General features: G+C 45.3%; 13 protein-coding genes. 7 read left to right on the forward strand and 6 right to left on the reverse strand.

Annotated features, from left to right (window positions below; all coding sequences use genetic code 11):
- Nucleotides 1-87: 87 nt before the first annotated feature.
- Nucleotides 88-1,143 carry an ankyrin repeat domain-containing protein gene (locus AC4E8D_RS04195; protein ID WP_339306839.1) on the reverse strand — a complete coding sequence of 352 codons (1,056 nt, stop codon included), beginning with the start codon at nucleotides 1,141-1,143 and terminating at the stop codon, nucleotides 88-90.
- A 252-nt stretch (nucleotides 1,144-1,395) separates the two neighbouring features.
- Between AC4E8D_RS04195 and AC4E8D_RS04200 the strand changes: the two genes are divergently transcribed.
- Nucleotides 1,396-1,965, forward strand: coding sequence for an SF0329 family protein (locus tag AC4E8D_RS04200; RefSeq protein WP_221818743.1), 570 nt, complete (start codon nucleotides 1,396-1,398; stop codon nucleotides 1,963-1,965).
- 170 nt (nucleotides 1,966-2,135) lie between these two features.
- Nucleotides 2,136-3,302: a cobalamin-independent methionine synthase II family protein gene (locus AC4E8D_RS04205; protein ID WP_076253801.1), complete on the forward strand. Its 1,167-nt coding sequence runs from the start codon at nucleotides 2,136-2,138 to the stop codon at nucleotides 3,300-3,302.
- Between the two features lie 198 nt (nucleotides 3,303-3,500).
- Here AC4E8D_RS04205 and AC4E8D_RS04210 read toward each other — a convergent pair whose 3' ends face one another.
- Together AC4E8D_RS04210 and AC4E8D_RS04215 are read right to left on the reverse strand one after the other, a co-directional pair.
- Nucleotides 3,501-4,079 (reverse strand): GNAT family N-acetyltransferase, encoded by a 579-nt coding sequence (locus AC4E8D_RS04210; RefSeq protein WP_221818744.1) that lies wholly within the window; start codon nucleotides 4,077-4,079, stop codon nucleotides 3,501-3,503.
- Between the two features lie 44 nt (nucleotides 4,080-4,123).
- Nucleotides 4,124-4,885, reverse strand: a complete 762-nt coding sequence (locus tag AC4E8D_RS04215; RefSeq protein ID WP_221818745.1) for a TVP38/TMEM64 family protein — start codon at nucleotides 4,883-4,885, stop codon at nucleotides 4,124-4,126.
- A gap of 159 nt (nucleotides 4,886-5,044) precedes the next feature.
- Between AC4E8D_RS04215 and AC4E8D_RS04220 the strand changes: the two genes are divergently transcribed.
- Nucleotides 5,045-5,737, forward strand: a complete 693-nt coding sequence (locus AC4E8D_RS04220) for a response regulator transcription factor (protein WP_076253798.1) — start codon at nucleotides 5,045-5,047, stop codon at nucleotides 5,735-5,737.
- Nucleotides 5,730-7,073, forward strand: a complete 1,344-nt coding sequence (locus AC4E8D_RS04225; protein WP_221818746.1) for a sensor histidine kinase — start codon at nucleotides 5,730-5,732, stop codon at nucleotides 7,071-7,073. The genes AC4E8D_RS04220 and AC4E8D_RS04225 overlap by 8 nt, the downstream gene beginning before the upstream one ends.
- 241 nt (nucleotides 7,074-7,314) lie before the next feature.
- Here AC4E8D_RS04225 and AC4E8D_RS04230 read toward each other — a convergent pair whose 3' ends face one another.
- A complete protein-coding gene (locus AC4E8D_RS04230; protein WP_221818747.1) occupies nucleotides 7,315-8,850 on the reverse strand; it encodes a carboxylesterase/lipase family protein in 1,536 nt (511 codons plus the stop codon).
- Between AC4E8D_RS04230 and AC4E8D_RS04235 the strand changes: the two genes are divergently transcribed.
- On the forward strand, nucleotides 8,824-9,741 hold the full coding sequence (locus AC4E8D_RS04235; protein ID WP_339306846.1) for an AraC family transcriptional regulator: 918 nt from the start codon (nucleotides 8,824-8,826) through the stop codon (nucleotides 9,739-9,741). The genes AC4E8D_RS04230 and AC4E8D_RS04235 overlap by 27 nt on opposite strands.
- A 2-nt stretch (nucleotides 9,742-9,743) precedes the next feature.
- On the opposite strand, the gene AC4E8D_RS04240 is transcribed toward AC4E8D_RS04235, so the two are convergent.
- Both AC4E8D_RS04240 and AC4E8D_RS04245 read right to left on the reverse strand, forming a co-directional pair.
- The gene (locus AC4E8D_RS04240) at nucleotides 9,744-9,947 is read right to left on the reverse strand and encodes a hypothetical protein (RefSeq protein WP_221818749.1); all 204 of its coding nucleotides are present in this window, start codon (nucleotides 9,945-9,947) and stop codon (nucleotides 9,744-9,746) included.
- Nucleotides 9,948-11,111, reverse strand: coding sequence for a glycoside hydrolase family 27 protein (locus AC4E8D_RS04245; protein ID WP_221818750.1), 1,164 nt, complete (start codon nucleotides 11,109-11,111; stop codon nucleotides 9,948-9,950).
- Nucleotides 11,112-11,626: 515 nt separating this feature from the next.
- Between AC4E8D_RS04245 and AC4E8D_RS04250 the strand changes: the two genes are divergently transcribed.
- Both AC4E8D_RS04250 and AC4E8D_RS04255 read left to right on the forward strand, forming a co-directional pair.
- Nucleotides 11,627-12,334 (forward strand): DNA alkylation repair protein, encoded by a 708-nt coding sequence (locus AC4E8D_RS04250; RefSeq protein WP_221818751.1) that lies wholly within the window; start codon nucleotides 11,627-11,629, stop codon nucleotides 12,332-12,334.
- 224 nt (nucleotides 12,335-12,558) lie between these two features.
- On the forward strand, nucleotides 12,559-13,740 hold the full coding sequence (locus tag AC4E8D_RS04255; RefSeq protein ID WP_036668338.1) for a DUF4317 domain-containing protein: 1,182 nt from the start codon (nucleotides 12,559-12,561) through the stop codon (nucleotides 13,738-13,740).
- The last annotated feature ends 2 nt before the right edge of the window (nucleotides 13,741-13,742 follow it).

Here is a 13,742-nt window from a genome sequence, read left to right on the forward strand (position 1 = left end):
ATCATGGATACGGAGTATGATTCAGGTAGATTAATAGCAAAAAAAAGAAGCGGTAACTCATCCGCTTCTTTTTTTTTGCTTTGCTGTTTAACGCGTATACGCAGGCTTCTCCATTGCGACCGGTTGAGGATTGGCAAGCACCCATATCACAGCCAACTCGGATAATCTGGCAGGCGCATCAAAATCGTATCCATTGTGAAGTCTGCTGACTAAGTCTGCTGCCTCTTGGAGCAGGGCCGGGGCGAGTGGCGCACCAGTGCCCAGGTGACGAATCAGTGCATCCAGCATCTTGCGATACTCCGCATCCCAGTTTCCACCGCCATTATCCAATACTTCATGGGACACACGTCCTGTGATGCGGATGACCTCTCCCTGCACCGTTTGAGCGTGGCCTTGGGCCGGAATGAGATATTCCCACAGCTCTTGGTGCTGTTTGGTCCAAGTGGTTGCCTTTACATGAATGGGTGAAGTCCCGTCATGCATGATCCGATTCGCTACCGTTTCGACATCAAATAACTGGTACAGTTTGATCAGCGCGTCTGAAACTTCATCGACCTTGTCCTTATTGAACTTCTCACGGACGAATTCAAAATCCTTACCGATCCGCTTCACCGATTCTTTCATATCCGGGGTGACCGATGCTCCGGCATCCAGCAGAATTGCGGCAATCTCTGCCAGATTGACTATATCGCTATTCCTGCAATTGGCTAACCCCTTAGCTAATGGCGTATTTCCCTGTTTATTTTCTACGTTAATAGTAGCGCCTTGGTTTACCAACTCTTGAACCACTTTGGTTCGATACCCATTGACCGCTGCATGTAACGGAGTTTCATTTTGGTAATCCACAGCGTCCAGATCCGCACCTAATTCAAGGAACAGGGGCACATTTCCTGACCAATGTGAGGCATGGGCATGTAAAGGCGTGCGTTGATATTTGTCGCGTGCATTAATATCTGCCCCTTGCGCTACCAGCCAACGAACCAATTCATCCGATATTTGACGAAAGCTGAGGGTCGTACCTTTGCTGTAGCCCCCGCGGGCATCCCATTCGCATTGCTCGAAAACCTCTTTTACGGTTGCGATATCATTATCTTTAACGAGTTTTTCCATATGAGCAGGTAAGGTTGCTTCCTTCGTAGCCATTACACTCTTCCTCTCCTTTGTGAATAACAACGTATGTTCCAATGGTAGGCTATGACGATTTAATAGTAAGTAGATAATTTTCTGCAATTTTATCACATAGGGAAATTTAAAACCAATAACTGGGTTTCTTCCATCGTCAATTTGTTTTGCTATGTTATAATTTAGATGAATGTTGATACTGGAGACGGATTGAAAAATATTTGAAATGATCGCCGCAAATCGTGCGGTAGGCTTTTGATAATAGGAGGATTTATGTCCTGGAGCAAATTGAAGCAACAACTGGAGAGTTTTCTTAGTCCTGCGTTAGTTGGAAGGGTAGAGTACCGTGCTACCAGCTATCGCTATTCACCTGATAAATCAGGCAATTGTTATATTACTGTAGATAAAAAGAATGTACTCAACATGAACGATACAACAACCCCAATCCGATGGTATGAGACAGAGCAGGAGATCAAGAGCGACCCGGAGATTATGATTCCTGTGAGCGATGAAGAGATTGAAGTTATTCGAAAAGATTCCAAAGGACCCATTCCCGAGGATCGTCTTCAAGTCATGGCAAGAAGCAGAAAAATCTCCGTACATGCCAAAGAGCTTTTGCTGGCTCAGACCGCACTCAGTAAATCAAATTTTACGGTTGCAGCTACGACGTATTTATCCACTTCTATAGAGTATAATCTGGAGAGCAAGGATATCTTATTTAATATTCTGGCTTTAATGGATAGACGAGTTGGCAAAAAGCGAATTCTAAACATGTCGGAGCAGGTCAAATTAAAGCATCCAGCGGTACAATATTTTTATGAACTGCGTCGTCGTACGGTGTGAAATTGAATAACGTTCACGGATAGAGGTACACTGTGTCGGTGACGGTTTCACTGAAATCTGTCTAATAAGTGGATATAGCTTTTAACTATAACCAGTTATGGTTTTTAAGTATCCCTTCTAACTGCTCTCAGCATGATATGATCATTGTATACAACGAGGGGGTTTTTTACATGACTGATAAGTTCCAGATCGTAGGAAGTTTATTGCGGCCGGATGAGCTGCTGAAATATAAAACGCAAATTGAACATAATGATGATATCCAATATCCGTTCTATGAAAACTACGAAGGATATGAGAAGTGTGAGACAGAGGCAATCAAACAAGTTGTCGCTAAGGAAATCGAACATAACTTGTCCGTGGTTACCGATGGCGAATTTTCCAAATCGATGTGGCATCTGGACTTTGTATGGGGATTTGGCGGAGTGAAGCGTTACATCGCGGATCATGGCTATTTTTTCAGAGATGTGGACGGAACTTCGAAGTATGAAACACGCAAAGATATTGGACTGCGCATCACTGATAAATTGAGTGGAAAGAACCATCATTTCATTCAATTGTTCCAACAACTGCAAGACACGGCTGGCGAGCAACAAACGAAACTTTGCGTACCGTCTCCTTCCCATATTTTCGGTGAGCTTTCCTGGTCGGATAACATTGGTGGAACGGATGCTGTATATCAAAACATACAGGAACTAAAAGAGGGTCTTGTGATCGCGTATAAGGAATTCGTGGAGGAATTCGCTGCAGTGGGCGGTAAAATTTTGCAATTCGATGATTGCTTGTGGGAACTGTTTGCAGACGACAACCCGAACTCTCCTTTTACAGGGGAAAATATTAATCAAGATGAAGTAAAGGGACTTGCTACCGAATTCATTGATATTAATAATACCGTGATTGACTTTGGTCATAGCCTTGGCTTGAAAATGTGGACACATAACTGCCGCGGCAATTATGATTCCCGCAACATGGGTGGTGGATCGTATGCCAAAATTGCGAATCTGTTCCTGAAGCAATTGAAGTATGACCGTTTCTTCCTGGAGTGGGATGATGATCGTGCGGGTTCAATTGAAGCTCTGGAAGTGTTCAAGGACAGACCTGAAACGGAAATTGTACTGGGTCTGTTGTCATCCAAAACGAGTACACTCGATGATGAAGCGCGCGTTGTCCGTTTGCTGGACGAAGCTTCCAAAATCATCGATAAGGATCGGCTGCTGTTGTCTCACCAATGCGGATTTGCATCCTGCGATGGTGGTAACGAATTAAGCGAAGCTCAGCAATGGGCGAAGATTGATCAGGGGCAGAAGATTGCAAAGCAATATTGGGGCAGTACCGTCTAGGATTTAAGCTGAATGTATTGTGACCTTATAAACACATTGCTCGAACAATAGGTGTTCTGAGCGATAATGAAACGGCGACTTTTCCTCTGGAATCTATCCAGGGAGAAGCCGCCATTTTTGTTGTGGAACGTACACATGGGTACGTTCTCATTTCTATAACTTTTTTAAACTAATGATGAGGCATAGGTATGTCATTCTTTATTTCTGTGATTCACGCTGTGCCAGCCATTCCTTTTTCAACAAAGCATACTGATACGTATTCTCGTATTTCGGTGTGCCGTCCTCATTTTTGACAAATGAAATGAACTCCAAAAAAAGACCTTCCCGGCGCATGCCCAGCTTCTCACACAGTTTCTGAGAACGGAAGTTATCATCCTCGACATAGGCGTACAATCTTCTTATTCCCTGTTCCATAAAGAGGTGCTCAATGAAAGCATTGGCGCTCTCACTGGCGTACCCGTTCCCTTCATATCTGCCATTAAAATTCCAACCAATACTGTACGTATCTGAATTCGAATCCTTATCCGTATCGGAATCCCGATCTTCCCTCATACCAAACAGCTCACCGATCAACTCGTTACTGTCTTTCAGGCAGACCGCGATGTGGGAATCGTCACTGCTTCTTTTTGCGACTGCTGCCGCCGCGTCTTCCAATGTGGAAATTCTTTGATCCATAAAACAATTCACTCTGGGATTTGCCGTGTATTCCAACAGTCCGGCTGCGTCCGTTACGGTGAAATTTCGCAGGCTTAATCGATTGGTTTCAAGTGTTTGCATAAGATGATATACCTCCGGTTTTCATATCAATAGATTGGCTATGATCATGTTGTATCTCTTTTTATTTTACGAGACTCCCTATTAGTACTATAACTGGGTATAACCTTGGGTTTGGCTTTGGTACTGTCTGACCGGGAGAACAATCCCACCAATTTCTCCCTATAGATATAACCGAGTACAAACCCGATTACAGCGATAACAGAAATAATAATGGCGATTGTGTATTGTTGCATATGAATCGTGGACCCTATAACGGTAGATGCGATGATCCATGGCAGACGACCGACGATAAGGATCGTGAAGAACCTAAACGAACTAATCGATGTAAGTGCGGCGACAAATACAAGCATGTCTTTGGGTAAGCCAGGAATTACGAAAAAGATGAATAAAAATGCGGAGAACTTCTTCTCATCATGAATTAACGACATCCACTTATTATTTTTCTTTTGTATTAGTCGTGAAATATAGGTGCGACCGATATAACGGGTGAAATAGAAGGCGATCGCTGAGCCTATAATCAAGCCTATTGTAGTATACAAAGACCCAATTGTAACCCCGTAGATATAACCGCCTGCGACCTGTACCACTTCTCCTGGAATAGGTGCAACCACGATCTGAAGAATCTGGAATAAAATAAACATGACCGGACCCCAATGGCCTGTTGAGTGAATATACGCTCTGAAGTTGTCCATGGAAGACATGATTCTAATAATGGCAGGAGAATAATACACCAGTAGACCAATGGACAACATGATGAACAGACCCAACAATATGTTAATCATTACTTTTTTCGAAGTTTGTGGCATTCCTGACGACCCCTTTGTGTAATAACTTCTACATATTTACAGTATAAGACGAAATTATTAAGAGATACCTACATAACTTCTGAAGAATTCTTAAGTCGATTGTATTTGCTGGTAGTCGCTAATAGCGCATATTATACTGAAATTAGACGGAGGGATCAGATGAGCAAGAAAATTCTAATTGCTGATGATAACAGTGAAATTCGTGAAATTGTAAGGATTTTGTTAGAGAGTGAGAATTATGAAGTGATTGAAGCGATAGATGGTCAAGATGCGATTGATAAAGTGAACGAAGAGACGGATCTCATTATTTTGGATATGATGATGCCCAATAAATCGGGGCTGAAGGCGTGTCTGGAGATTCGTGAAAAAACAAGCGCACCGATCCTGTTTCTCACAGCGAAAACTCAGGACTCTGACAAACAATTGGCCTTTTCCTCAGGCAGTGATGACTTTTTGTCCAAACCCTTTTCCTATACAGAACTTGTTTCGCGGGTGAAGGCCTTACTGCGGAGGTATTATGTTTATCGGGGCAAGGAGAAGACCGAAGAACAGGACCAGATTATCGTTAAGGATCTTACCGTCCATCAGGATTCAAAAACCGTGTTTGTTGGAGAGAAGGAGATTGCTCTAACTGAAATTGAATACCAGATTTTGCTGCTGTTGGCTAAGAAGCGACGAAAGGTGTTTTCGGCAGAAAATATATATGAGAGTGTTTGGGGGCAACCCTATTTTTATACGTGTAATAACACAGTGATGGTTCATATTCGTAACTTGAGAGGCAAACTGGAGGATGACCCGCAGAACCCTAAATATGTGAAGACCGTTTGGGGGAAGGGGTACAAAATTGAATAGATTATTAATCGGAAAAAAGCTGAAGATTAAACTGGTTCTGGCGGTTGTCATTTCTTTGGTCATTTCCATAAGTGCACTCGTTATTTTACAAGTTGTTGGCGAGACGGTATTGGATAGTTATTTAAGCAAATCCACTTTTGTAGAGAACAGGCAGCAAGATGCGCTGGATCGATTAGAAGCATTTGTGAATAACCAGAACGTGTCAACTCGTGATCATGAGGAATTGTCTGCTTGGATAAGACATGAGCGCTACTTAAATCTGTATATTTTTGCAAAAGACAAATTGATATTTTCCTCCAACACGGAAGTTGATCCTGCCATTAATGAAGAGTTGTTAACTCAATTCGTGCCATCGAAAATACCCATCACCACCATCCATTTTGCGGATCAGGATGCCCAGATATACTTGGTTAGCTTTTATGAGTATCAATATTACAACCTCATTCTGATTATTGGTGTTTTCATAGCGGCGATTGTGTTCCTTGTTTCCTTTCTACTGATGATTAATAAGAAAACATCTTATATTGGCGTGCTTGAACAAGAGATCAAAATACTCGAAGGTGGAAATTTGGATTATTCGATTACGATATCGGGAAAGGATGAACTGTCATCTCTGGCCCAGAGTATTGATGAGATGAGGAAATCATTTGTGGAGCGGCTGGACAGCGAGGAGAGGGTCAGGATGGCCAACCGTGAATTGATCACGGCGATTTCCCATGATTTGCGTACGCCACTCACGATTCTATTAGGATATATGGATATCATAGAGCTTAACAAATATAAGACACATGAGGATCTGTTGCAGTATATTCATAATAGCCGGGAGAAGGCCTATCAGATCAAAGTGCTGTCGGACAAACTATTCGAATATTTTACGGTATCCTCTGCCGCTGAAGAAGAGGAAGTAGAATTTGAAATGTATGAGGGCAGAGCTCTTATCGATCAACTCATAGATGAGCAATTAGTGGTTTTAGACGATATAGATGTGCAGGTTCAGACAGATGCTCATCATGAGGAGTTTTTGCTGGAAATCAATCTGGTCGCCATGCGTCGCGTAATGGATAACATATTTTCAAATATTCGAAAATACGCCGATCCAGTGCATCCCGTTCATATCCAGATTTCTTTGAGGCAACAATGGGTCATTCTTGCGGTGGAGAATAAGATTAAACGTGTTGGCAAAAAGAAAGATAGCAACGAAATTGGACTCGTTAGTTGTCAGAAAATGATCCAGCAGCACAACGGGACGTTGACAGTATCGGAGGAAGAAGATACCTTTTCGCTACAGATTAAGCTACCTGTCATCTTCAACAAACCAACTCAGACTCATATATAATGGAGGGGAAAGAGACGTTATCATTATCGCGAGCAACAAAAACGAATCTCTTGGAATGATGTTGATGGTCTTCCGTGGGGGTTCTCTGGCTGTCTAATTTTGTTACCTTAGACTGCTGTAGTGGAGAAGCTTGCTAGATAGGCATAGGCGAAAGAACATCGCTCTACCATTCACACTATACAAAAAGAGCCATGCGACCGCATGGCTCTTACATATATCGCGAGAGGGCAAGCCTTATGTTTTAAACAACAGGTGCATTCTGTTTCTTGAAATATTGTTCAATTAGAAACGCGAGCATTGGTCCGGACTCGGCCTTCTGTAATTGAGCTTGATCGCCAAATTCCATGAGATACGGCTGTTCCGTAGTACAAGAAGTCCAATGAGGCATCAACTTTCCGGTGGAATCCGAGCCGTTTGGGTCACCTGTAGCAATAAAATTGGATAAATAATTACACATCTGGCGAGCCAGATCATAATGCTTGCCTGTGAATGGCCGCCAGCATTTGGCAAGTGTTTCGAAGAAAAACCACAGATCAACGGAGTGAAAAGTACCTGGCTGATCCCAGCCCGGAATCTCGGCGTCGAAGTTATAATAGTAGAGAGGCGTTTCAGACGGATGACCGCTGTTCGCGCGGATGGCGAGCAGAATGGCATGTTGGATCATGCGGACCGATGCTTGTTGCAGAGCATGTTCGATTTGGCCGGAATCAGCCTCACATAGCTGCAAAAAGGCAGGAGCATCCTCGCCAAACAACTCCACAGCCATCTGCTTCAGTTCTTCCAGATTGGCTGCGGCGGGACGGGTCCAAAATTCGGAAGACGTATGCCCCAGCATTACGGGTATCGCCTCGCGCTCCTGCTGAACAAAACGAGTAAACGGATCGCCTGCGCAGAATTGTTCGTCGATGACGGTTCCCCAGAAGCTTTTGTATTCGAGTGCTTTGTCACGGAGATATTCAGCGTCCAGTTGTCTCGCCTCAGCCAGTGAAGCTACGCCCAGGAAGCCAAAAAATTCAACCCCTGCTTGCTCTGCATCCCTTAGTGTGGAGCGGACAGAAGGCACTCGGACCTTCGGGTACAACTCGGTAGCTATACCGCTCATGATGACGGCTCGCTGGAACAAGCCTTTATTTTGCGGAGAGGTCATCTGGCTGAGTACACTTCCTCCGCCTGCCGACTGTCCGCCGATGGTGATCTGTTCTGGATCACCGCCAAAGGCGGCAATGTTGCGTTTGACCCACTGGGTACCTGCTTGCTGATCGAGATGCCCGAAGTTGGCGGGTGCATGGGGGGATTCGGCACTAATCTCAGGATGGCACAGGAAGCCAAAGGCATTCAGCCGATAATTAATTGTTACAACGACAATACCTCTGCGAGCGATTCGCTCGCCATCAAATTCCATTTCGGCCGTATGGCCGACTTGCAGGCCCCCGCCAAAATACCAGACAAAGACAGGCAGCTTCTCGTCCATGCGCTTGGCGGGTGTCCAGACATTCAGATACAGACAATCCTCGTTCATAGGCAGGTCGGGATCAACGGCCCATTCGCGGGTATAGATATTGTTATCATCGATGACTGTTGGGGCTTGCATGGAGATGGGGGCAAAATCAAAAGCTTGCAGTACACCTTCCCAGTTCGACTGCGGCTGCGGAGCGCGCCAGCGGTTCTCACCTACAGGAGGTGCGGCAAAAGGAATTCCCTTGAAGCTGGTAATCCGCGGGTCCGCCGCGGGCAGTCCTTGCACTTGTCCATGTTCTACCGTAACCATTCTAAGCATACAACATTCTCCTCTCTGGATTTAGCGTGTAAGCGTTACCGGACATCTGATCAACGTGGCATTAGAAAGGGGGAATCAAGGTTGAATCCGATTTGGCATGAGAGCAGTAGGGCCAGTAATTTGTATTTTATCAGCGGTGGTCACAAGCCAGCTAACCCTCACCAGTGGGGGCCAGGCGTGCGTGACGTTTATGCGCTGCACTATATTATCCGCGGCCAAGGGACGCTGGAGACGGGCGGCCGCGTTTTTCGGCTCGTTACGGGGGAAAGCTTTATCATATTTCCGCAAAAGGAGATTTACTATTATCCAGACCCGCAAGATCCATGGGAGTACGTCTGGGTGGAATTTAGCGGTGAGGATGCCGGGCGGTTGCTGGGGCTGACACAGCTCTCAGAGGTACAACCCGTGGTGACGGTATCGCCGGAGACACTGCAGCCTTTTTTCCACCTTGCCTGGAACGCGGGTGCATCTTCCTATGAATTACTGCGGGCGGATGCGCGTTTGCGTCTGTTGCTCTCCTACTATATGGAATATTATCCGAAGGAGCCGCAGGTAGAAGCCAAGGATTATGTCTGGCTGGCAAGAAAGTACATCGAGCAGAACTACTGGAAGCCGACATTGACCGTCACCGAGATTGTAAAGGCAGTTAATCTGGAGCGCAGTTATTTGTTTCGTCTGTTTAAGGCAGCAACCGGCAAGTCTGTTTTGGAGTATATTACATCCTGCCGTATCGGGCACGCCTGTGAACTGCTGAAGACGTCGGGCCTGCCGATCCAATCGGTAGCCTATTCTGTCGGCTACAATGACCCGTTATATTTTTCCAAAGTATTCAAGAAAGCAACTTCACACACGCCAACCGCGTACATGACGCTGCACCGGACCAAGGCATAACGTTAACGGAACAGGGCGCAGTTCCCGGACTCTCGGAAATAACGGATCAGCTTCTCAATAGGCTCACGTCCACAGTTCAGCTTCACTCCTATACAATCGATGCACAGAAATTGCTGGGCAGAGCGCGAGATCAATTTAAGGTAGATGCCCACATCGTCTGAAGAGAGCGGAACATGACATGAGGTGCACAGGCGATGTTGAGCCATCTATTTCACCAGTTTGGCCCGGACGACGAGGCAATCATGTGCTGCGACAACGGGAGCGAAGCGTTCACGGAATACGCCAAGCTCTTGATGTTCCCAGCAGTCATACAGGGACAGGGCATAACCGGCAGCGTAAGGCAGACCCATATCCCAAAATTGCAAAGACAATTCCCGCTGGCTGTCGCTCAGGTTGAAGAAACCAATAGCTAGATCTCCATCTGTGAGTACCTTCACCAGCATAAATACATCGTCCGTGTGAAACCATTGCGGTTCTGGTTTAATGCGGTAAGCTCCGCGTGCTTCTACATCCTGATTGATAGCGATTAGGTCAGGATTCAGGAGAATATCCTTTGTAACCTGGTTAGCCTTACGCACGTCACATCCAATCATTAGCGGTGAACCCATCATGGACCAGAGTGAGAAGTGGGTTTTATATTCGACGTCGTTGCATCCGCCGATGCTGCCAATATAATCATTATTGCTTCCACCGTACATACCAACAATCAGCATATCCATGTCGTTATGGCAGAAGGAGCCGGTGTAGCTTTGTTTTCCCAATTGGGACAGGGCAAGTTCCTTCACTGAATCCCAATTGTCGCGGATATCGCCGGTGGAGCGGTACATATGAGCGCCCGATTCCCGAATCCAATCGTATACATCGTCGGCTCCCCAGTTGCAGGCGGAGAACAGGATATCGCGTCCGCAGTTTTTGAGCGCAAGGCTCATCCGTTTGTACAGCAGCTCTCCTGAGATATGGCGCGGCTTGAAGCAGTAATCATACTTCAAATAATCAACACCCCATTCGGCAAAAAGGGCAGCATCCTGGAATTCATGCTCGAAGCTGCCTGGATACCCGGCACATGTATGTGTACCCACGCATGAATACATGCCGAACTTTAGTCCTTTGCTATGGATATAATCAGAAAGCGCTCTCATTCCACTCGGGAATTTCTCCGGGTCAGCCACCAGATTGCCACTCGCATCACGTTCCTTCAGGCTCCAGCAATCATCAATGACAATGTACTCGTAGCCAGCAGCCAGATAACCTTCCGATACAAACACATCAGCGACATCCCGAATTAATTGTTCGTTAATATCCCACGTAAAGGTATTCCACGAATTCCAGCCCAGGGCAGGGGCAAAGCCTAACACTTGATTGTTGCTCATGCTCTCGCATCCTTCCTCATCTCGGTTTTGTTAACAACACTAAACTGAACATAAACGATGAGCGACGTTTCCTGCCATAGCTTAACGTTGCTTGAACATGGACGTATGTTGCTCCGCTTGTGCTGTGGGAATTAGCTCTTCCAATCAGGCTCTCGGCAGGTATTCAGAAATTGCCGGTAGAAGTATAAGAAAGGAAAAATGTCTGTCTGCAAAGAAGTTATATCTACCTTTTCAGGGATCTGTGCGAAACAAGGATATAGATGTTATGATCGGTAATAATGCTCGAACAGGTTGTCAGAGCAACAGGGAATTTGAATAGTATTCAGTTTTTTTAGGAAAAATACCCCAGTGGGGAATCCCTCATAAGAAAGGTAATAATCTCGCCGGAATGATTATGCATATGGCTGAATGGTTCGAATTGGATAATGTGCGATTTTCCATCGCTTATTCGTTAAACATAAGTGTCTGTTTGATTTGATTAGATATATAATTTATAGGATTGGGAGTGTTGTGAAATGAATCTAGATGAAGTAATGCAGGAGCTTGAAGCGCTGGGCAAAGAACGAACGAAAAAAATCTATATCTCCAATGGTGCGCATGAACCGCTATTTGGCGTGGCAACCGGGGCGATGAAACCAATGGCGAAGCGGATCAAAAAGGATCAACCTTTGGCAGAGCAACTATACGCGACGGGGAATTATGATGCGATGTACTTTGCGGGTGTGATTGCCGATCCTCAAGCGATGACGGAAGCGGATTTTGACCGTTGGATTGACGCTGCTTATTTTTACATGATCTCTGACTTCATCGTTGCCGTCACGTTGGCAGAGACGGATATTGCTCAAGAAGTTTCGGATAAGTGGATCGCGAGCGGAGATGAGCTGAAAATGTCAGCAGGATGGAGCTGTTACTGTTGGTTGCTCGGCAGTCGAAAGGATGCTGAGTTTTCGGAGAATAAACTGATGGAGATGCTGGAACAGGTGAAAAAGACGATTCACGAATCTCCGGAACGAACCAAATATTCGATGAACAACTTCCTGTATACCGTTGCAACATCCTATCAACCGTTGCACGATCAGGCGGTAGAGACTGCCAATGCCGTTGGCCCTGTCGAAGTGAACAAGAACATGCCCAAGAGCAAGCTGCTGAATGCCTCTGAGAACATCCAAAAGGCAGTGGAAAAAGGGCGGACGGGCTTCAAGCGTAAATATGTAAGATGTTAATGGGAATCGCTGTAAAATAGACTAGAACATCAGGAGATGTAACACATACAGGAGGTGCTCGTATGAATGTAGAGAGTGTCTCCCTTTTTGTGTTGTTGTGAATATCACGTACTTGGGTAACTGAAATCTAGTAACCGTCAAGCTACAACTTAGTCAACAAATTTTCTGTCGATCCTTTATACTAATAAAGCCAGAAACATATCTAAGGAGTTGCCGAATCCAATATGAATAAAAAAGAAGTCGCGCATATACGCAAGCAGTTTAAACTCGATCACGATCTACTGAATATTTACGATATTCTCAACGTGTATATTACGAAGGAAACCAATGAGGTCTATCACTGGGAGCGTCACCCGTTCGAACTGGTGGACAGAGAGAAGCAGGAACTGTACATGGGCAATTTCAAAAAATTGCTGACAGGTGATTTGGATCAGAAGTTGTTTGAGTTGAAGTTCCAGGAAGCCGCGGAGGACCCGGCTCAGGTACTGCTTCACCAGGCTCTGGTAACAGGTGATCCGGATGAATGGCAGGATCTGATGTTGCTGCTCGTGGATCGAATGTTGGTGGATACGAAGTTTGAGCGGGACATGGTAGCTACGTTCGTGCGTGGACAGTATTACTTGCCGACCAAGGCTAGAAACGAAGCTACGGAAGAGAGCGAGAAGAATGAGGTGTTCGCCCATCCGTTTATTCTGTGCAGTGTGAATTCCACGGAGAAACAGCGGAAGACACTCTTGTTTGATTATGTGGAGAGAGAATTCAAATACAACATTATTGTCGATCCGATTATCAAATTAAGCACGCCAGAGCAAGGATTCTTGTACCCTAGCGTGACGGACAACTACTCCGATGTGAATCGTGTACTGTATTGTACAGGGAAATCTAATTTCCCGGATCCGCATTTTGTTGAAAATGTATTGAATGGAGAAAGATCCGTTACCGCACTGGAAGAACGGGCGATCTTCGAAGATATCGTCAAGGAAGTGGCCGGTGAACAGCTCGATTCAGCCACCATTGCACATGTATACGAGGAGATCAACCGAGTCATCGAGATTAACGAAGAGTCCCATGAGGAAGAACCTCCGAAGCTGGATTATAAAGATCTGGAACGTGTACTGACCGCAAGCGGTATAGAGGATCTGACAACGGAGAAAGTAGAACGTGCCTTCGAAACCATCGTTGATAACAAGAACTATGAGATGAAGGCAACCAGTGTTATGCCGAAGTTTACGTCCAAGTCTATTAAGATTGAGACCAAGGTTGCTACGATTTCGGTTAGCCCGCAAGACCTGAGATATGTGAAGCAGGTGAATTATCAGGGCAGACGTTGCATTATGATTGAAGTGGACGAAGATGTCGTGATTGAAGGCTTTACCCTTAATACAGAAAAACTTATAAATGAGTAATT

It is taken from the genome of Paenibacillus sp. SRL342, from assembly GCF_984798905.1.